Origin of the sequence: Micromonospora sp. DT41 (assembly GCF_049841715.1) — a bacterium.
GTDB lineage: Bacteria > Actinomycetota > Actinomycetes > Mycobacteriales > Micromonosporaceae > Micromonospora > Micromonospora profundi.
This window is the reverse complement of sequence record NZ_JBNCKU010000015.1, coordinates 52,656-71,224: the sequence shown is the minus strand read 5'-3', so window position 1 is coordinate 71,224 and position 18,569 is coordinate 52,656. Positions and strand designations below refer to the sequence as shown.

Here is an 18,569-nt window from a genome sequence, read left to right as displayed (position 1 = left end):
GGCGTGACAGACTGACCGCTGTGTTGCGCTGGTTGACTGCAGGTGAATCGCACGGTCCCGCCCTCGTCGCGTTGATGGAGGGGGTGCCGGCCGGCATCGAGGTGAGCACCACCGAGATCGCCGGTGAGCTGGCCCGTCGGCGGCTCGGCTACGGCCGGGGCGCCCGGATGTCGTTCGAGCAGGACGAGGTCGAGGTGCTCGGCGGGCTGCGGCACGGCGTCACACTGGGCAGCCCGGTGGCGATCCGGGTGGGCAACTCCGAGTGGCCCAAGTGGCGCACCGTGATGGCCGCCGACCCGGTCGACCCCGACGAGCTGGCCCGGCAGGCCCGCAACGCCCCGCTGACCCGTCCCCGGCCCGGTCACGCCGACCTGGCCGGCATGCAGAAGTACGGCCACAGCGACGCCCGACCCATCCTGGAGCGAGCAAGTGCCCGGGAGACCGCCGCCCGGGTGGCCGTCGGCACTGTCGCCAAGGCGCTGATCCGGCAGGCACTCGGCGTCGAGATCGTCTCGCACGTCATCGAGCTGGGTCCGGTCGCCGCGAAGCCCGGGCTGCGCCCGAGCCCGCAGGACGCCGCCCGCATCGACGCCGACCCGCTGCGCTGCCTCGACCCGGAGGCCAGCGCCCTGATGGTCGCCGAGGTCGACGCCGCGAAGAAGGCCGCCGACACTCTCGGCGGTGTGGTCGAGGTGCTGGCGTACGGCGTGCCGCCGGGGCTGGGCAGTCACGTGCAGTGGGACCGCAAGCTCGACGCCCGGCTGGCCACCGCGCTCATGTCGATCCAGGCGATCAAGGGCGTGGAGATCGGCGACGGGTGGCAGCAGGCCCGCTCGCGCGGCTCCGAGGCACACGACGAGATCATCCCGTCGGCCACCGGTGTTCGCCGGGTCACCGACCGGGCCGGCGGTCTGGAGGGCGGCATCACCACCGGTGAACCGCTGCGGGTCCGCGCCGCCATGAAGCCGATCTCTTCGCTGAACCGCGCGCTGGCCACCGTGGACGTCACCACCGGTGAGCCGGCGACCGCCATCAACCAGCGTTCGGACGTCTGCGCGGTGCCGGCCGCGGCGGTCGTCGCCGAGGCGATGGTGGCCCTGGTGCTGGCCGAGGCCGCCACCGAGAAGTTCGGCGGTGACTCGGTCGCCGAGATCCGCCGCAACCTCGACAGCTACCTCGACGCGCTGGTCATCCGCTGATGGCGCCGGTCGTCGTGCTGGTCGGGGCGCCCGGCTGCGGCAAGACCACTGTCGGGCAGGCGCTCGCCGCCGTACTCGGTGTGGAGTTCCGGGACACCGACACCGACATCGAGCAGATGGCCGGCAAGCCCATCCCGGAGATCTTCATCGACGAGGGCGAGGAACACTTCCGTGCCCTGGAACGGGCCGCCGTCGCCGCCGCGTTGGCCGCGAGCCCAGGTGTGCTCGCCCTAGGTGGCGGCGCGGTGCTGGCCGAGGAGACCCGCGCCGCCCTGATCGGGCATCGGGTCGTGCACCTCTCGGTCGAGTTGCCCGACGCCGTGAAACGGGTCGGGCTCGGCGCGGGCCGACCACTGTTGGCGATCAACCCGCGCGCCACCCTCAAGCACCTGATGGACCAGCGCCGCCCGCTCTACGCCGAGGTGGCCACCGAGACGGTCGTCACCGACGGCCGTACCCCGGCGGAGATCGCTGCCGAGATCGCCGCGCTGCTGCCGCGCTGACCCGGTCAGCCGCCGGCGGGGCGCCGGGCGGGGCCGTTGTCGACGAGTCGGAAGGTGCTGCGCAGGGGTGCGTCGCCGACTTCTTCGAGGATGATGCCCCTGCTGGGGGAGTGTTGGAGGTACGCCGACCTGTTGCTGATGGCGTATGCGCCCTTGCCGCTGGCGGTGATCGTGAAGCGTTGCGCCGGGTTGTCGGGGTCGCAGACGGCTCCCTCGATTGTCAGCGGGCGCGCGTTGCCGGGGTTGTCGACCTGCCAGCAGGCTGGTTCGTCGTTGGCGGGGTGGCCGTCGGCCCGGCCGTATGCCTTGATGAGGTAGGTGTCGCCGCCGAGCGGGGTGGGGACGAACAGTTGGCGACCGCTGTCGTCGTCGACTTCCATGAGTTGTCCGTCGAGGGCGATGCCACCCTCGGGTGACTGCACCCGCACGATGGTGACCTCCCGCGTGCCGGACAGCACGCGGTCGGTCGAACCGGCCGGAGTACGCGGACTCGGCGTGACCGACGCCGGGCTGGACGACGGCGGGCTGGCCGACGCAGGGCTGGACGACGGCGGCACCGTCGCGGACGCGGTCGCCGAGGCGGGCGCGGCCGGCCCGCTGGAGGCGACAGGAGTCGCGGTCGGGTCGGACTGGCACGCCACCAGCGCACCGCCGCACACCACGAGCACCGCGCCGGTGGCCCACTTCACCTTGGACATGTCCCGCTCCTCACCTGCTGCCCCGCGGCTGGCCGCCGGGCAGTCCCCATGGACGCCACGTCGGCACTTCTCGCCGACGCGCCCCCAACACGCCTGCCCTCGCCCGCCGGTTTCACCGGGTTGGCAGGAATCTCGGACGGAAGCTGGGCCTGTTCAGGTCATGGCGGCAGCCGGGCCCGTCAGTCGCGGGCGGCGGCGTCGAGCGCGTCGGCCAGGGCCTTCGGCTCGCTGAGCATCGGCCAGTGCCCGGTGGGCACCTCGAACAGCCGACCCCCGGCCAAACCGGTGAAGAACGGGTGCCCCTGGTCGATCATGTCGCGGACCACTGTGAGCGGGAAGGTGCTGGCGACCAGGGCGGTCGGCACCGGACGGCCGCCGGTGCGACGGACCGGGTCGGTGGCGGTGCGCAGCGGCTGCGGGGTGGCGCGGGCGCGTAGCAGGGCCAACGTCGGGTCATCAAGCCCGGCCAGGTTGGTCGGGTCGGCCGCCGGATCCCAGGCCGGCGGCGGCAGCAGGTGCCCGGTGCCGATGAGAGCCCGCAGGCGCTGCTGCTCCTCCGGCGGCACCGTGTCGAACTGCGCCGTGCCGTCGGGCAGCGGCCCACTCTCCACGTAGACCACCCGGGCGATGCGGTCCGGGATGCGGTCCGCCGCCTGGGCGACCGGCATCCCGCCGCCGGAGTGGCCGACAAGCACCACGTCGCGCAGCGCCTCGACCTCGATCAGCCGGACGATGTCGGTGGTGTGCGTGTCCAGGGTGACGTCCGGCCCGGCGAGGTGGTCACGCTCGGCCAGCCCGGTCAGCGTCATCGGGTAGACCTCGTGCCCCTGCGCGCGCAGCGCCCCGGTCACGTCCCGCCACGCCCAGGCGCCCAGCCAGAACCCCGGCACCAGCACGAACGTCGCCATCTGTCGCTCCTTCACTCGGTCGTCGAGCCGACCCTACGGCCGAGCACCGACAGTCCTGTCCGGTTTCACGCAGTGGGCGCCGCCGTCTCCCGACGCCGCCGCGCCACGCGCTCGACTAGGCTGCCGGCGATGGACGACGTGACCCGGATCCCGGTCGGCGGCGAGCGGCCGTACGACGTGCTGGTCGGCCGCGACCTGCTGGACGCCCTGCCCGGCCTGCTGCCCGGCGCGACCCGGGCGGCGGTGCTGCACACGCCCCCGCTCAAGACCCTCGCCGACGCGCTCGGCGAACGGTTGCGCGCGGCCGGGATCGAGCCGCTGCCGATCGAGGTGCCCGACGCCGAGTCGGGCAAGCAGATCGACGTGGCCGCTGCCTGCTGGGACCGGCTGGGCGCGGCTGGCTTCACGCGTACCGACGCGGTGGTCGGGGTGGGTGGCGGCGCGGTGACCGACCTGGCCGGCTTCGTCGCGGCCTGCTGGCTGCGCGGTGTGCGCTGGGTGCCGGTGGCGACCTCGCTGCTGGGCATGGTGGACGCCGCAGTGGGCGGCAAGACCGGAATCAACACCGCCGCAGGCAAGAACCTGGTGGGCGCGTTCCACCCGCCGGTCGGGGTGTTGGCCGACCTGGCCACCCTGGACAGCCTTCCCGCCGTCGACCTGGCGGCCGGGCTGGCCGAGGTGGTCAAGTGCGGCTTCATCGCCGATCCGGTGATCCTCGACCTGGTCGAGCGCGACCCGGCCGCGGCCACCGACCCGCGCGGGCCGGTGGCCCGGGAGCTGATCGAGCGGGCCATCCGGGTCAAGGCCGACGTGGTCGCCGGCGACCTGCGCGAGTCCGGCCTGCGGGAGGTCCTCAACTACGGCCACACCCTCGCGCACGCGATTGAGCAGAACGAGGGCTACCGCTGGCGGCACGGCCATGCCGTCTCCGTCGGCCTGGTGTACGCCGCCGCGCTGGCCCGCCTCGCCGGCCGCCTGGACGCGCCGACCGCAGACCGACACCGCCGCACCCTTGTCGCGATCGGCCTGCCGGTGAGCTACCCGGCCGACGCCTGGCCACGACTGCTGGCCACGATGCGGGTGGACAAGAAGGCCCGGGGCAGCAAGCTGCGTTTCGTGGTGCTGGACGGGCTGGCCCGCCCCGCGATGCTTGAGGGGCCGGACGACGCGCTGCTCGAAGCGGCCTACCGCGAGGTATGCGCGTCGTGAAGGTCTACGTGTTGAACGGGCCGAACCTGGGCCGGCTGGGCACCCGGGAACCGGCGGTCTACGGCTCGACCAGCTACGCCGACCTGGTGGCGCTCTGCGAGGCGACCGGTCGGGAGTTGGGGCTGGACGTGACGGTCCGCCAGACCGACGCGGAGCACGAACTGTTGGGCTGGCTGCACGCCGCCGCCGACGAGAGCGCGGCGGTGGTGCTCAACCCGGCCGCCTGGTCGCACTACTCGTACGCGGTACGCGACGCCTGCGCGATGCTGCGCGGGCCGCTTGTCGAGGTGCACCTGTCAAACATCCACGCCCGCGAGGAGTTCCGGCACCACTCGGTGGTCTCCGCAGTGGCGACCGGGGTGATCTGCGGTCTCGGCATCGACGGCTACCGCCTCGCCCTGCACCACCTCGCCACCCGCACCTCCTGACGGCGGCAAGGGCGGGCCGCCGCAGCTTTCGCCTTCTCGGCTCACCCACTGTGACACCGCTCCCAGGCGCGGGCCGTCACCCTCGGTTGCCGCATCCCTGCCGCACGTCGGCGGCACCTTCCATGCTCGCGTCCTTTGCTCTGCTTCAACCACCGCAACACAAGCATTGAGCTGCGCATACCCGGTGCCGCTGTCGTCCGGCCCTGCCCTGCCGCTTTTACGGAGGGTGACTGTTGCGTGGGTTGAAGCAGAGCAAAGGGCCCGGGGAGGGTGGGGACGGCCACGACCCGCAAATGACGTTCCGTCACTGTCGTCGGAATGCCGGCCGCGCGGCGGGACGGGCGGCCGACCACGGCGGGTAACGCGTCACAGCGCAGCTTGTAGACTTGCCAGGTCTGTCCGCCAATTGATGATCAAGGCAGGAAATGGCCTCTACCAACGACCTCAAGAACGGCCTGGTACTCAACCTTGACGGCGAGCTCTGGTCCGTCGTCGAGTTCCAGCACGTCAAGCCCGGTAAGGGTGGTGCCTTCGTGCGCACCACGCTGAAGAACGTGCTGTCCGGGAAGGTGGTCGACAAGACCTTCAACGCGGGCACCAAGGTCGAGACCGCGACCGTGGACAAGCGCACGATGCAGTATCTGTACGCCGACGGCGAGGACTACGTCTTCATGGATCTGGAGACCTTCGACCAGATCACCGTTCCCGGCGGCACCGTCGGGGAGGCAGCCAACTACCTGCTGCCCGAGGCGGAGGCGACAGTCGCCACCCACGAGGGTGTGCCGCTCTACATCGAGCTGCCCACCAGCGTCGTGCTCGAGGTCACGTACACCGAGCCGGGTCTGCAGGGCGACCGGTCGACCGGCGGTAACAAGCCGGCGACCGTCGAGACCGGCGCCACAGTGCCGGTCCCGCTGTTCATCACCACCGGTGAGAAGATCAAGGTCGACACCCGCGACGGCCGTTACCTCGGCCGCGCCTGATGGCTGAGGGTCCCAAGCAGCAGATGCCGGCGCGCCGCAAGGCGCGCAAGCGGGCGCTGGATGTCCTCTACGAGGCCGACCTGCGGGACCGGCCGCCCGTGGAGGTGCTGGCCGGCTATCTCCAGCGCATCGAACAGCCCCGCCCGGAGCACCTGGGTTACGCGGTGGGCCTGATCGAGGGGGTCGCCGAACACCTCAACCGGATCGACGAGCTGATTGCCAGCTACGCCGAGGGCTGGACCCTGGACCGGATGCCGGTGGTAGACCGCAACCTGGCCCGGGTCGCCGTCTACGAGCTGCTCTACGTCGACGAGATCGACGACGCGGTGGCGATCAGCGAGGCTGTGGAGCTGGCCCGGCAGATGTCCACCGACGATTCGCCGCGCTTCCTCAACGGTCTGCTCGGCCGCATCGCCGAGTACGCCACCCGCTGAGGTCAGGCACCACCGAAAAGGCCCGTGCCGGATGGCACGGGCCTTTTCGGGTGGAGCGACAGCTCAGGAGGCGAAGAACGCCCGGGGGTCGGCGACCAGCACACCGTGCTCGGTGAGCCGCTCGATCAGCCCGGACGGCGAGGCGTCGTAGACGATCGCGAGCGCGCGCAGGTCGTCGGCGCGGATGGAGAGCACCCGACCGTTGTAGTCACCACGCTGCTGCTGGATGGCGCGGGCGTAGCGGGCGACGTAGGCCAGGTCCTCGGAGGCTTCGTCGTAGAGCCGCTCCAGGTCCAGGACGATCTTGCTGGTGGGCTCGTGACGGACACCACTGCCGTCGGGCAGCAGCTCCGAGACGGGGACACGGTAGAACTCGGCCAGCTCGGCCAGACGGGAAACCGTCACGGCGCGGTCGCCACGCTCGTACGAGCCGACCACCACGGCCTTCCACCGCCCGTTCGACTTCTCCTCCACACCCTGCAGGGACAGACCCTGCTGTTGGCGGATGGAGCGCAGGCGGGCGCCCAGAGATTTGGCGTATTCAGAGGGCATTCGGACACTCCCAGTGCTGCTCGGGGTTCTCCCGTCGATCGCTACGGAGCGTGACGGTACGGGGAATGGGACACGTGGTCAAGTGGTCGTGACCCTACCGTTGAGGGCCACCGGGGGAGTTATCCCCATTCGTCGGCCTGATCCGGTGGTCAGCAGCCGCCGTCCATCGGCCGGGTGACCACTGGTAACGTGGCGTGAAGCCCCGGTCCGGGTCTGTACGCGGTCCGACCGGAGTTGCCCGACATCCTTTAACGACCCGTCCCGTGAGGCGGGGAAGGAGGTCTGCCGTGGCGTACCCACCGGCTGCCCGCTCGTCACCACCACGACAACCCTCGGTGAAGGTCATCCTCGACAGCGCCGACGTGCAGCGCGTGGTCGACCGCATCGCCCACCAGATCCTGGAGAAGACCCAGGGCGCCGCCGACACCGTGCTGTTGGGGATTCCCACGCGCGGCACGCCACTCGCGCGACGGCTCGCGGCCCGCATCAGCACCTTCGAGGCCGTCGACATCCCGGTCGGTGTGCTCGACATCACGCTCTACCGCGACGACCTGCGCCGCCATGCCACCCGCGCGGTCGGCCCCACCCAGGTGCCCACCGGCGGCATCGACGGCAAGCGGGTCATCCTCGTCGACGACGTGCTGTTCTCCGGCCGCACGGTCCGGGCCGCGCTCGACGCGCTCAACGACGTGGGCCGGCCGGCGTCGGTGCAGCTCGCGGTCCTTGTCGACCGGGGCCACCGGGAGCTGCCGATCCGCGCCGACTACGTCGGCAAGAACATCCCGACCTCGCTCGCCGAGAGCGTGAAGGTCACGCTCGCCGAGACCGACGGTGTCGACGAGGTCAAGTTGTACGGAGGGGCAACCGCATGATCAAGCATCTGCTCTCCGGCGCGGACCTGGACGCCGACACCGCCACCGAGATCCTGGACACCGCCGCCGAGATGGCAACTGTCGCCGGCCGCGAGATCAAGAAGCTGCCCGCGCTGCGCGGCCGTACTGTCGTGAACCTCTTCTACGAGGACTCCACACGTACCCGGATCTCGTTCGAGGCGGCGGCGAAGCGGCTCAGCGCCGACGTGATCAACTTTTCCGCGAAGGGTTCCAGCGTCGCCAAGGGCGAGAGCCTGAAGGACACCGCGCTGACCCTTCAGGCGATGGGCGCCGACGCGGTGGTCGTGCGGCACCCCGCCTCGGGCGCCCCGCACCGCCTTGCGAACTGGGTGGACGGCTCGGTGGTGAACGCTGGCGACGGCACCCACGAGCACCCCACACAGGCGCTGCTCGACGCGTACACGATGCGGGCCCGGCTGGGTCGGCTCGCCGGCCTGTCGGTCGCCGTGGTCGGGGACGTGCTGCACTCCCGGGTCGCCCGCTCGAACGTCCTGCTGCTGTCCACCCTCGGTGCGAAGGTGACCCTCGTCGGCCCGCCGACGCTCATCCCGGTCGACATCGCCGGGGCCCTCGCACCCGGCACCGACGTCTCCTACGACCTCGACTCGGTGCTGCCCGACGTCGACGTGGTGATGATGCTGCGGGTGCAGCGGGAGCGGATGAAGGACTCCTACTTCCCGTCCGCCCGCGAGTACGCCCGCCGCTACGGGCTGGACGGGCCCCGCATGCGCCGGCTGCCGGAGCACGCCATCGTCATGCACCCGGGCCCGATGAACCGGGGGATGGAGATCACCCCCGAGGTGGCCGACTCACCCCGCTCCACGATCGTCGAACAGGTCACCAACGGGGTCTCCGTGCGGATGGCCGTCCTGTACCTGCTGCTCGGAGGGAACAACCGGTGACCGCGTACCTCATCACCAGCGTGAGCGTCGTCGGCGCCGCGCCGACGGACCTGCTGATCCGCGACGGCGTCGTCGCCGAGGTCGAAGCGGGATTGTCCGCGCCGGACGCGACGGTCATCGACGGCACCGGGCTTGTCGCCCTGCCCGGCCTTGTCGACCTGCACACCCACCTGCGCGAGCCGGGTCGGGAGGACGCCGAGACCGTCGAGTCCGGCTCCCGGGCTGCGGCGCTGGGCGGCTACACGGCGGTCTGCGCGATGGCCAACACCTCTCCGGTGGCCGACACCGCGGGCGTGGTCGAGCAGGTGTGGCGGCTCGGCCGCGAGGCCGGGCTGGTCGACGTGCAACCCGTCGGCGCGGTGACCGTCGGCCTGGCCGGCGAACGCCTCGCCGAGTTGGGCGCGATGGCCGACTCGGCGGCGCAGGTGCGGATCTTCTCCGACGACGGGCACTGCGTGGCCGACCCACTGCTGATGCGCCGGGCACTGGAGTACGTCAAGGCGTTCGACGGGGTCATCGCCCAGCACGCCGAGGAGCCCCGGCTCACCGAGGGCGCCCAGATGCACGAGGGTGAGGTCTCCACCCGGCTCGGGCTGATCGGCTGGCCGGCGGTCGCCGAGGAGGCGATCATCGCCCGGGATGTGCTGCTCGCCGAGCACGTGGGCAGCCGCCTGCACGTCTGCCACGTCTCCACCGCCGGCAGCGTCGAGGTGCTGCGTCAGGCGAAGGCCCGTGGGGTACGCGTCACCGCCGAGGTCACCCCGCACCACCTGCTGCTCACCGACGAGCGCGCGGAGAGCTACGACCCGGTCTTCAAGGTCAACCCGCCGCTGCGGACCGCTTCGGACATCGCCGCGCTGCGCGCCGCGCTCGCCGAAGGCGTCATCGACATCATCGCCACCGACCACGCCCCGCACGCCGTGGAGGACAAGGAGTGCGAGTGGGCGTACGCCCGGCCGGGAATGCTCGGTCTGGAGACGGCCCTGTCCATCGCGCTCGACGTGCTCGGCCCCGAGTGGGACCTGATCGCCGAGCGGATGTCCCGCACGCCGGCCCGGATCGCCGGGCTGACCGGGCACGGCGTCGACCCGGCACCCGGTGTGCCGGCCAACCTGACCCTCGTCGACCCGGCCGTCCGCCGCACCATCGAGCCGGCGGAGCTGGCCAGTCGCAGTCGCAACACCCCGTACGCCCGCATGACGCTGCCTGGTCGCATCGTGGCGACCTTCCTGCGTGGCGAGCCGACGGTTCTGGACGGAAAGGCTGTCAAGTGAGCAAGCGCAGGCCCGCGATTCTCGTACTCGAGGACGGGCGCATCTTCCACGGCGAGGCGTACGGCAGTGTCGGGGAGACCTTCGGCGAGGCCGTCTTCAACACCGGCATGACCGGCTACCAGGAGACCCTCACCGACCCGTCCTATCACCGGCAGGTCGTCGTGCAGACCGCGCCGCACATCGGCAACACCGGCGTCAACGGCGAGGATGACGAGTCCGACCGGATCTGGGTGGCCGGGTACGTGGTGCGCGACCCGGCCCGCATCGGTTCGAGCTGGCGGGCCACCGGCAGTCTGGAGGACCGGCTCGCCACCGAGGGTGTGGTGGGCATCAGCGGGGTGGACACCCGGGCGCTGACCCGGCACCTGCGTGAGCGGGGCGCCATGCGGGTGGGCATCTCCAGCATCGACACGGACCCGCAGAGCCTGCTGGCCCGGGTCCTCGCGTCGCCGCAGATGGTCGGCGCGGACCTCTCCGCCGAGGTGACCACCGCCAAGCCGTACGTCGTCGAGGCGATCGGCGAGCGGAGGTTCACCGTCGCGGCGCTGGACCTGGGCATCAAGCGCAACGTGCCGCGGCGGCTGGCCGAGCGTGGGGTGACCACCCACGTGCTGCCGGCCTCGTCGAGCATCGAGGACCTGCTCGCCACCGGCGCGGACGCGGTGTTCTTCTCGCCCGGCCCGGGTGACCCGGCGACCGCCGACGGACCGGTGGCGCTGGCCCGGGAGGTGCTGACCCGCCGCATCCCGCTGTTCGGCATCTGCTTCGGCAGCCAGATCCTCGGCCGGGCGTTGGGCTTCGGGACCTACAAGCTGGGCTACGGCCACCGTGGCATCAACCAGCCGGTGCTCGACCGGGTCACCGGCAAGGTGGAGGTGACAAGCCACAACCACGGTTTCGCGGTGCAGGTGCCGGGCGCCGGGCAGGGGGCGGTGGTCCCCGACCAGGTGATCCAGACCGAGTTCGGTGGTGTTCAGGTGTCGCACGTCTGCCTCAATGACAACGTGGTCGAGGGGCTGCGGGCCGTGGACGTACCCGCGTTCACCGTGCAGTACCACCCGGAGGCGGCGGCCGGTCCGCACGACGCGGACTATCTCTTCGACCGTTTCGCCGAGTTGATCGAGGGCGCTGGCGTCCTCGACCGGCAGACCGGCGAGGGCGCTGACGCGCTCGACCGGCAGCACAGTGAAGGCCCGAACCACAGCGAGGGGCGCAGCAATGCCTAAGCGGAGCGATCTCAAGCACATCCTGGTGATCGGCTCCGGGCCGATCGTCATCGGGCAGGCCTGCGAGTTCGACTACTCCGGCACCCAGGCGTGTCGGGTGCTGCGCAGTGAGGGGATCCGGGTCAGCCTGGTCAACTCCAACCCGGCGACGATCATGACTGACCCGGAGTTCGCCGACGCCACGTACGTCGAGCCGATCACCCCGGAGTTCGTGGAACTGGTCATCGCCAAGGAGCGCCCGGACGCGATCCTGGCGACCCTCGGTGGGCAGACCGCGCTGAACACGGCTGTCGCCCTGCACTCCAACGGCGTCCTGGAGAAGTACGGCGTCGAGTTGATCGGCGCGAACATCGACGCCATCAACCGGGGCGAGGACCGCCAGTTGTTCAAGGAGATCGTCGCGAAGGCCGGTGTCCGGCTCGGCGTCGACGACCCGGCCGCGCTGGTGCCCCGCTCCCGGGTCTGCCACTCGATGGAAGAGGTCGAGGAGACCGTCGCCGAGCTTGGGCTGCCGGTGGTGATCCGGCCGTCGTTCACAATGGGCGGTCTGGGCTCGGGCATGGCGCACACCCCGGAGGACCTGGCCCGCATCGCCGGTGACGGCTTGGCCGCCAGCCCGGTGCACGAGGTGCTCATCGAGGAGAGCGTGCTCGGCTGGAAGGAGTACGAGCTCGAACTGATGCGCGACCGGCACGACAACGTGGTGGTGGTCTGCTCGATCGAGAACATCGACCCGATGGGCGTGCACACCGGCGACAGCGTCACAGTGGCACCGGCCATGACGCTCACCGACCGGGAGTACCAGCGGCTGCGTGACCTGGGCATCGCGGTGCTGCGCGAGGTCGGTGTGGACACCGGTGGCTGCAACATCCAGTTCGCGGTCAACCCTGTCGACGGCCGCATCGTCGTGATCGAGATGAACCCGCGGGTGTCCCGGTCGTCGGCGCTGGCGTCCAAGGCGACGGGCTTCCCGATCGCCAAGATCGCCGCGAAGCTGGCCATCGGCTACACCCTCGACGAGATCCCCAACGACATCACGTTGAAGACTCCGGCGGCGTTCGAGCCGACCCTGGACTACGTGGTGGTGAAGATCCCCCGGTTCGCGTTCGAGAAGTTCCCCGGCGCGGACCCGGAGCTGACCACCACGATGAAGTCGGTGGGCGAGGCGATGAGCCTGGGCCGCAACTTCTCCGAGGCGCTCAACAAGGCGATGCGGTCGATGGAAACCAAATCATCTGGTTTCTGGACCACTCCGGACCCGGAGGGCGTCACCCTGGCCGACACCCTGGCCGCGTTGCGCATCCCGCACGACGGCCGGCTGTACACCGTCGAGCGCGCGCTGCGCCTCGGCGCGTCGATCGCCGAGGTCAGCGCCGCGTCCGGTGGCATCGACCCGTGGTTCCTGGACCAGATCGTCGCCCTTATCGAGCTGCGGGCGGAGATCGTGGACGCCCCGGTGCTCGACGCCGACCTGCTGCGCCGCGCCAAGCGGGCCGGCCTGTCCGACCGGCAGTTGGCCGCGCTGCGCCCGGAACTGGCCGCCGAGGACGGCGTCCGCACCCTGCGGCACCGCCTCGACGTACGCCCGGTCTACAAGACCGTGGACACCTGCGCTGCCGAGTTCGAGGCGACCACGCCGTACCACTACTCGACGTACGACTCGGAGACCGAGGTCGTGCCGTCGGACCGGCCGAAGGTGCTGATCCTGGGCTCCGGCCCGAACCGGATCGGGCAGGGCATCGAGTTCGACTACTCGTGCGTGCACGCCGTGCAGGCGCTGCGGTCGGCCGGCTACGAGACCGTCATGGTCAACTGCAACCCGGAGACCGTCTCCACCGACTACGACACCGCCGACCGGCTCTACTTCGAGCCGCTGACCTTCGAGGACGTCCTGGAGGTCTGGCACGCCGAGGACTCCTCGGGCCGGGCGGCCGGCGGGCCGGGCGTGGTCGGGGTGGTCGTGCAGCTCGGCGGGCAGACCCCGCTGGGGTTGGCGCAGCGACTCAAGAACGCCGGTGTGCCGGTGGTCGGCACTTCCCCGGAGTCGATCCACCTTGCCGAGGAGCGGGGCGCCTTCGGCCTCGTACTGGCCCGCGCGGGGCTGCGTGCGCCGGCGCACGGCATGGCCACGTCCTACGACGAGGCCAAGGGGATCGCCGACGAGATCGGCTACCCGGTGCTGGTCCGGCCGTCGTACGTGCTGGGCGGGCGTGGCATGGAGATCGTCTACGACGACCCGACGCTGCGCGACTACATCGGTCGGGCCACCGACATCTCCCCGGACCACCCGGTGCTGGTCGACCGTTTCCTCGACGACGCCATCGAGATCGACGTGGACGCGCTGTGCGACGCCGACGGTGAGGTCTACATCGGCGGCGTGATGGAGCACATCGAGGAGGCCGGCATCCATTCCGGCGACTCGTCGTGCGCGCTGCCGCCGATCACCCTCGCCGGGTCGCACCTGGCCGAGGTCCGCCGCTACACCGAGGCCATCGCCCGTGGCGTCGGCGTCCGGGGCCTGCTCAACGTGCAGTACGCGCTCAAGGACGACGTGCTCTACGTCCTGGAGGCCAACCCGCGCGCCTCGCGGACAGTTCCGTTCGTCTCGAAGGCGACGGCGGTGCCGCTGGCCAAGGCGGCGGCCCGCATCGCGCTCGGCGCGAGCATCGCCGAGCTGCGCGCCGAGGGAATGCTCCCGGCGACCGGCGACGGCGGCACGATGCCCGCCGACGCGCCGATCGCGGTCAAGGAGGCGGTGCTGCCGTTCAAGCGTTTCCGGACCCGCGCCGGCAAGGGGATCGACTCGCTGCTCGGGCCGGAGATGAAGTCCACCGGCGAGGTGATGGGCATCGACACCAACTTCGGGCACGCGTTCGCCAAGAGCCAGTCAGCCGCGTACGGCTCGCTGCCGACCGCCGGGAAGATCTTCGTCTCGGTCGCCAACCGGGACAAGCGCGGCATGATCTTCCCGATCAAGCGGCTCGCCGATCTGGGCTTCGAGATCGTGGCGACCGCCGGCACTGCCGAGGTGTTGCGCCGGCACGGCATCGCCTGCGAGCAGGTCCGTAAGCACTACCAGGCCGGTGAGGGCGACGACGCGGTGTCGCTGATCCTCGGTGGCCACGTGGCCCTGGTGATCAACACGCCTCAGGGCTCGGGTGCCAGCGCCCGTTCCGACGGCTACGAGATCCGCAGCGCCGCCGTCACCGGTGACATCCCCTGCATCACCACGGTCCCCGGCGCTGCCGCCGCGGTGATGGGCATCGAGGCGCGGATCCGCGGCGACATGCAGGTACGCCCCCTGCAGGACCTGCACGCCACCCTGCGGGCCGCCCAGTGACGCTGTTCGAGCGGGCGGTACGGCCCTGGCTGTTCCGGCTCGGCGGTGGCGACGCGGAGGCCGCGCACGAGTGGACGCTGCGGCGGCTGGCCGCGCTGTCCCGGCGGCCCGCCGCGCTCGCTGCCCTGCGCACCCGGTACGCGGTGAACGCGCCGCGCACGGTCTTCGGAGTCCGGTTCCCGAACCCGGTCGGGCTGGCCGCCGGCATGGACAAGGACGGCGCGGCGCTGGCGGCCTGGCCGGCGCTCGGCTTCGGCTTCGTCGAGGTGGGCACTGTCACCGCACATGCGCAGCCGGGTAATCCCCGGCCCCGCCTGTTCCGGTTGCCGGCCAGCGAGGCGGTGGTCAACCGGATGGGCTTCAACAACGCCGGTGCCGCCGCGTTGGCCGCCCGGCTGGCCGCGCTGCCGCGCCCGATCGGTGTGCCGTTGGGCATCTCGCTCGGCAAGTCCAAGGTGACGCCGCTCGACGAGGCTGTCGAGGACTACCTCACCTCGTACCGTGCGCTGCGCGGGCACGGCGACTACTTCGCCGTGAACGTCTCCTCGCCGAACACGCCGGGCCTGCGCTCGCTGCAGGACCGTACGCACCTGGACGCGCTGCTCGCCGCCCTGGTGGGGGAGAAGCCGGTGCTGGTCAAGATCGCCCCTGATCTGACCGAGGCGGCCATCGCCGAACTGCTGGAGGTCTGCCTGGCCCGGGGTGCGGCAGGGGTGATCGCCACCAACACCACGCTCGGCCGTGACGGGCTTGCCCCGACGGACGCGCAGCGCGGCGCGGAGACCGGCGGGCTCTCCGGCCGTCCACTGACCGGTCGGGCCCGGGAGGTGGTCGCCTTCGTCCACCGGGAGACCGGTGGCCGGCTGCCGATCATCGGGGTCGGCGGAGTGCTGGACCCGGACGACGCCGCTCGCATGTTCGACGCCGGAGCCGCCCTGGTGCAGCTCTACACAGGCTTCATCTACCGGGGCCCCGCCCTGGTCCGGGCCGTCGCCCGCGCGAAGGCCACCACGGGAGCACCTGACCCGGTCGCCGGCCGGTGACCGCAGGGGCGGTCGAGCCGACTGCGGCCTCCGTTTCCGGTGGCCTGGTCGTGCGTCGTGCCGCCCCGGCTCTGGTGTCGGTTGGCGTGGTCGTGCGCCCTGCCGCGCCGGCCGCTGACCTGTCCCCGCGTCCTTTGCTCTGCTTCAACCCACGCAACGGCCAACGTCCGGTATCCGGACACCGGGTGTTGCGTCGGGTGAAGCAGAGCAAAGGACGCGCACAAGTGGTCCGGCACCGCGCAGCGGCGCGTGCCGTCGGCGGCGATCGAGCCGTCCCGGCCTGGAAGGAACGCGCGTGACACCCGAGGAGATCCTGGCCGCCGACCGGGCGCACGTCTGGCACCCGTACACGGCGCTGCCATCGGCGCACCAGCCGTACGTGGTGAGCAGCGCCGAGGGAGTGCGGCTGCGGCTTGCCGACGGCCGGGAACTGGTGGACGGGATGTCGTCCTGGTGGGCGGCGATCCACGGCTATCGGCACCCGGTGCTGGACGCGGCGGTTACCGACCAGCTCGGCCGGATGAGCCACGTGATGTTCGGCGGCCTCACCCACGAGCCGGCGGTCCAGCTCGCCCGGACCCTTGTCGAGCTGGCCCCGGAGGGTCTGGAGCACGTGTTCCTGGCCGACTCCGGCTCGGTGAGCGTCGAGGTGGCGATGAAGATGTGCCTGCAGTACCAGCGGGCGGTCGGCAGGCCGCAGCGGCGCCGGCTCGCGACGTGGCGGGGCGGCTACCACGGTGACACCTTCCACCCGATGAGCGTCTGCGACCCGGAAGGTGGGATGCATCACCTCTGGGGCGACATGCTGCCCCGGCAGGTCTTCGCCCCGGTCCCGCCGGGCGGGTTCGCCGATCCGCCGGACGAGGCGTACGTGGCCGCGTTGGTCGACGCCGTCGAACGGCACGCCGACGAGCTGGCCGCCGTGATCGTGGAGCCGGTGGTGCAGGGCGCCGGCGGGATGCGCTTCCACCATCCCGGGTACCTGCGGGTGCTGCGCGAGGTGACACGCGCGCACGGGGTGCTGCTGATCTTCGACGAGATCGCCACCGGCTTCGGCCGTACGGGCACGATGTTCGCCGCCGAGCACGCCGGGGTGTCCCCGGACGTGATGTGTGTGGGCAAGGCGCTCACCGGCGGATACCTGACGCTTGCCGCGGCCCTGTGCACCCCGGAGATCGCCCGGGGTATCTCCGCCGCGGGTGTCCTGGCGCACGGGCCCACCTTCATGGGCAACCCGCTGGCCTGTGCCGTCGCCAACGCCTCCCTCGGGCTGCTGCGGGAGGGGGACTGGGCGGGACAGGTCGCCAGGGTCGGCGCGGGCCTGCGCGCAGGTCTGGAGCCGCTGCGGGGCATGCCGGGCGTGGCCGACGTACGGGTGCTCGGCGCGATCGGGGTGGTCCAGCTCGATCACGAGGTGGACCTCGGTGCGGCCACCGCGGCGGCCGTCGACCGGGGCGTGTGGCTGCGACCGTTCCGCGACCTGATCTACACGATGCCGCCGTACGTCACCGACGACGCCGACCTGGCCCGAATCGCGGCCGGGGTGGCGGCGGCGGTGGCGGCCGGCTGAGAGGGCCCGTCACCGGGCCGACGGTGTGATCCGGGCGGGGCCGCCGCCCGGACGAGGAGAGGAGAACACTCCGATGGAGACCTTCGGCACCCGGCTGCACCGGGCGATCACCGAGCGGGGGCCGCTCTGTGTGGGCATCGATCCGCATCCCGGTCTGCTGGCCCGTTGGGGCCTCGCCGACGACGTCGACGGTCTTGACCGGTTCACCCGGACAGTCGTTGACGCCCTCGGTGACCGGGTTGCGGTGGTGAAGCCTCAGTCGGCCTTTTTCGAGCGGTTCGGGTCCCGCGGTGTGGCGATCCTTGAGTCAACTATCCGACAGTTACGGGAAGCCGGTTCGCTCGTTTTGTTGGACGTCAAGCGTGGCGACATCGGCTCAACGGTCAGCGCGTACGCCTCCGCGTACCTCGATCCATCCAGCCCCTTGTATGTCGACGCCGTCACCGCGAGCCCCTACCTGGGAGTAGGTTCGCTGGCCCCGATGTTCGACCTCGCTTCCCAGCACGGTGGCGGCGTCTTCGTGCTCGCCCTCACCTCGAACCCCGAGGGCGCCGCCGTCCAGCGCGCCCGTACGGCCGACGGGCGCACCGTCGCGCAGACCGTGATTGACGAGATTTCCCAGCTCAACAGGGGTGCAGACCCCCTCGGAAGCTTCGGTCTGGTGGTCGGCGCGACCATCGGCGACACCGGTCACGACCTCTCCGGCGTGGGGGGTCCGCTGCTCGCGCCGGGGCTCGGAGCACAGGGTGCCGGGGCTGCGGACCTACGGACCGTGTTCGGTTCGAGCCTCTCTGCGGTGCTCCCGTCGTACTCCCGGGAGGTGCTTTCGGCAGGCCCCGACGGCACTGCCCTGCGGGCCGCCGCGGACCGGGTGCTGGCCGAGTGCCGGGCCGTTCTGGCTGCCCGGTGACTGACTGACGGCTCGGTCACTCTCCGATGATCATCGCGTGCCCACGTTGCCGAAAGTTCCGTTGACCGCTAGTTTTCCCCGCGCTGGGAACCACGGACCCCTTGGTTCACAGCGACACCACGTTTCACAGATGCGGCGGTGCGCCCCGCCCGCCGCGATAGGGACCTGAGGAGAACTGGTGCCGCTCCCGTCACTGACCCCCGAACAGCGCGCTGCCGCGCTCGAGAAGGCTGCGGAGATCCGCAAGGCCCGTGCCGAGCTGAAGGAACAGCTCAAGCAGGGCAAGACCACCCTCGGTGCCGTCCTCGAACGGGCCGAGAGCGACGACGTCGTCGGCAAGCTCAAGGTTTCGGCCGTCCTCCAGGCGATGCCGGGCATTGGCAAGATCCGGGCTACCCAGATCATGGAGAAGCTCAAGATCGCCGACAGCCGTCGCCTGCGCGGCCTCGGTGAGCAGCAGCGCAAGGCACTGCTTGGAGAGTTCGCCGCCAACTGAA

The 18,569-nt window shown here is 71.3% G+C and carries 18 protein-coding genes; 15 read left to right on the top strand and 3 right to left on the bottom strand.

Translation table 11 applies throughout. The features are described from left to right. Positions 1 to 20 precede the first annotated feature (20 nt). Positions 21 to 1,199 (top strand): chorismate synthase, encoded by a 1,179-nt coding sequence (aroC, locus tag ACLQ23_RS24825; RefSeq protein WP_355596680.1) that lies wholly within the window; start codon positions 21 to 23, stop codon positions 1,197 to 1,199. Continuing rightward, entirely contained in the window at positions 1,199 to 1,702 is a 504-nt protein-coding gene (locus ACLQ23_RS24820) for a shikimate kinase (protein ID WP_355596682.1), read from the top strand. The genes aroC and ACLQ23_RS24820 overlap by 1 nt, the downstream gene beginning before the upstream one ends. 5 nt (positions 1,703 to 1,707) lie before the next feature. On the opposite strand, the gene ACLQ23_RS24815 is transcribed toward ACLQ23_RS24820, so the two are convergent. Further along, positions 1,708 to 2,400: an RICIN domain-containing protein gene (locus tag ACLQ23_RS24815; RefSeq protein WP_425881181.1), complete on the bottom strand. Its 693-nt coding sequence runs from the start codon at positions 2,398 to 2,400 to the stop codon at positions 1,708 to 1,710. A 179-nt stretch (positions 2,401 to 2,579) separates the two neighbouring features. Then, positions 2,580 to 3,308, bottom strand: coding sequence for an alpha/beta fold hydrolase (locus ACLQ23_RS24810; protein ID WP_355629228.1), 729 nt, complete (start codon positions 3,306 to 3,308; stop codon positions 2,580 to 2,582). Positions 3,309 to 3,437: 129 nt separating this feature from the next. Between ACLQ23_RS24810 and aroB the strand changes: the two genes are divergently transcribed. The 4 genes from aroB to nusB all read left to right on the top strand — a co-directional run bounded on the left by aroB (position 3,438) and on the right by nusB (position 6,362). Continuing rightward, positions 3,438 to 4,517 carry a 3-dehydroquinate synthase gene (gene aroB, locus ACLQ23_RS24805; RefSeq protein ID WP_355596688.1) on the top strand — a complete coding sequence of 360 codons (1,080 nt, stop codon included), beginning with the start codon at positions 3,438 to 3,440 and terminating at the stop codon, positions 4,515 to 4,517. Beyond that, the gene (gene aroQ / locus ACLQ23_RS24800) at positions 4,514 to 4,945 is read left to right on the top strand and encodes a type II 3-dehydroquinate dehydratase (RefSeq protein ID WP_355596690.1); all 432 of its coding nucleotides are present in this window, start codon (positions 4,514 to 4,516) and stop codon (positions 4,943 to 4,945) included. The genes aroB and aroQ overlap by 4 nt, the downstream gene beginning before the upstream one ends. A 425-nt stretch (positions 4,946 to 5,370) precedes the next feature. Next, entirely contained in the window at positions 5,371 to 5,928 is a 558-nt protein-coding gene (gene efp / locus ACLQ23_RS24795) for an elongation factor P (RefSeq protein WP_053655444.1), read from the top strand. 23 nt (positions 5,929 to 5,951) lie between these two features. Then, entirely contained in the window at positions 5,952 to 6,362 is a 411-nt protein-coding gene (gene nusB, locus ACLQ23_RS24790; protein ID WP_197281519.1) for a transcription antitermination factor NusB, read from the top strand. A gap of 63 nt (positions 6,363 to 6,425) precedes the next feature. On the opposite strand, the gene ACLQ23_RS24785 is transcribed toward nusB, so the two are convergent. Continuing rightward, entirely contained in the window at positions 6,426 to 6,914 is a 489-nt protein-coding gene (locus tag ACLQ23_RS24785) for a transcriptional regulator BldD (RefSeq protein WP_007458348.1), read from the bottom strand. Positions 6,915 to 7,201: 287 nt separating this feature from the next. Between ACLQ23_RS24785 and pyrR the strand changes: the two genes are divergently transcribed. From pyrR to mihF, 9 genes are all read left to right on the top strand, one after another. Then, the gene (gene pyrR, locus ACLQ23_RS24780) at positions 7,202 to 7,786 is read left to right on the top strand and encodes a bifunctional pyr operon transcriptional regulator/uracil phosphoribosyltransferase PyrR (protein ID WP_355596692.1); all 585 of its coding nucleotides are present in this window, start codon (positions 7,202 to 7,204) and stop codon (positions 7,784 to 7,786) included. Then, positions 7,783 to 8,709 (top strand): aspartate carbamoyltransferase catalytic subunit, encoded by a 927-nt coding sequence (locus ACLQ23_RS24775; RefSeq protein ID WP_355596694.1) that lies wholly within the window; start codon positions 7,783 to 7,785, stop codon positions 8,707 to 8,709. The genes pyrR and ACLQ23_RS24775 overlap by 4 nt, the downstream gene beginning before the upstream one ends. Next, complete coding sequence (locus ACLQ23_RS24770) at positions 8,706 to 9,983, top strand: dihydroorotase (RefSeq protein WP_425881180.1); 1,278 nt, start codon at positions 8,706 to 8,708, stop codon at positions 9,981 to 9,983. The genes ACLQ23_RS24775 and ACLQ23_RS24770 overlap by 4 nt, the downstream gene beginning before the upstream one ends. Further along, a complete protein-coding gene (carA, locus tag ACLQ23_RS24765) occupies positions 9,980 to 11,209 on the top strand; it encodes a glutamine-hydrolyzing carbamoyl-phosphate synthase small subunit (RefSeq protein WP_355596698.1) in 1,230 nt (409 codons plus the stop codon). The genes ACLQ23_RS24770 and carA overlap by 4 nt, the downstream gene beginning before the upstream one ends. Then, positions 11,202 to 14,549, top strand: coding sequence for a carbamoyl-phosphate synthase large subunit (gene carB / locus ACLQ23_RS24760; protein WP_355596700.1), 3,348 nt, complete (start codon positions 11,202 to 11,204; stop codon positions 14,547 to 14,549). The genes carA and carB overlap by 8 nt, the downstream gene beginning before the upstream one ends. Further along, positions 14,546 to 15,592, top strand: coding sequence for a quinone-dependent dihydroorotate dehydrogenase (locus ACLQ23_RS24755; RefSeq protein ID WP_355596702.1), 1,047 nt, complete (start codon positions 14,546 to 14,548; stop codon positions 15,590 to 15,592). Before carB ends, ACLQ23_RS24755 begins: the two co-directional genes overlap by 4 nt. A 295-nt stretch (positions 15,593 to 15,887) precedes the next feature. After that, on the top strand, positions 15,888 to 17,162 hold the full coding sequence (locus ACLQ23_RS24750) for an adenosylmethionine--8-amino-7-oxononanoate transaminase (RefSeq protein WP_355596704.1): 1,275 nt from the start codon (positions 15,888 to 15,890) through the stop codon (positions 17,160 to 17,162). Positions 17,163 to 17,235: 73 nt separating this feature from the next. Continuing rightward, on the top strand, positions 17,236 to 18,072 hold the full coding sequence (gene pyrF, locus ACLQ23_RS24745) for an orotidine-5'-phosphate decarboxylase (protein ID WP_355596706.1): 837 nt from the start codon (positions 17,236 to 17,238) through the stop codon (positions 18,070 to 18,072). Positions 18,073 to 18,250: 178 nt separating this feature from the next. After that, complete coding sequence (gene mihF, locus ACLQ23_RS24740; RefSeq protein ID WP_007458370.1) at positions 18,251 to 18,568, top strand: integration host factor, actinobacterial type; 318 nt, start codon at positions 18,251 to 18,253, stop codon at positions 18,566 to 18,568. Position 18,569: the final 1 nt, after the last annotated feature.

Excerpts from the sequence above, each read along its gene's own strand:
- ACLQ23_RS24820 (WP_355596682.1), top strand. The coding sequence starts at position 1,199 with ATGGCGCCGGTCGTCGTGCTGGTCGGGGCGCCCGGCTGCGGCAAGACC.
- ACLQ23_RS24815 (WP_425881181.1), bottom strand. The coding sequence starts at position 2,400 with ATGTCCAAGGTGAAGTGGGCCACCGGCGCGGTGCTCGTGGTGTGCGGC.
- ACLQ23_RS24810 (WP_355629228.1), bottom strand. The coding sequence starts at position 3,308 with ATGGCGACGTTCGTGCTGGTGCCGGGGTTCTGGCTGGGCGCCTGGGCG.
- aroB (WP_355596688.1), top strand. The coding sequence starts at position 3,438 with ATGGACGACGTGACCCGGATCCCGGTCGGCGGCGAGCGGCCGTACGAC.
- efp (WP_053655444.1), top strand. The coding sequence starts at position 5,371 with ATGGCCTCTACCAACGACCTCAAGAACGGCCTGGTACTCAACCTTGAC.
- nusB (WP_197281519.1), top strand. The coding sequence starts at position 5,952 with ATGCCGGCGCGCCGCAAGGCGCGCAAGCGGGCGCTGGATGTCCTCTAC.
- ACLQ23_RS24785 (WP_007458348.1), bottom strand. The coding sequence starts at position 6,914 with ATGCCCTCTGAATACGCCAAATCTCTGGGCGCCCGCCTGCGCTCCATC.
- ACLQ23_RS24775 (WP_355596694.1), top strand. The coding sequence starts at position 7,783 with ATGATCAAGCATCTGCTCTCCGGCGCGGACCTGGACGCCGACACCGCC.
- carB (WP_355596700.1), top strand. The coding sequence starts at position 11,202 with ATGCCTAAGCGGAGCGATCTCAAGCACATCCTGGTGATCGGCTCCGGG.
- pyrF (WP_355596706.1), top strand. The coding sequence starts at position 17,236 with ATGGAGACCTTCGGCACCCGGCTGCACCGGGCGATCACCGAGCGGGGG.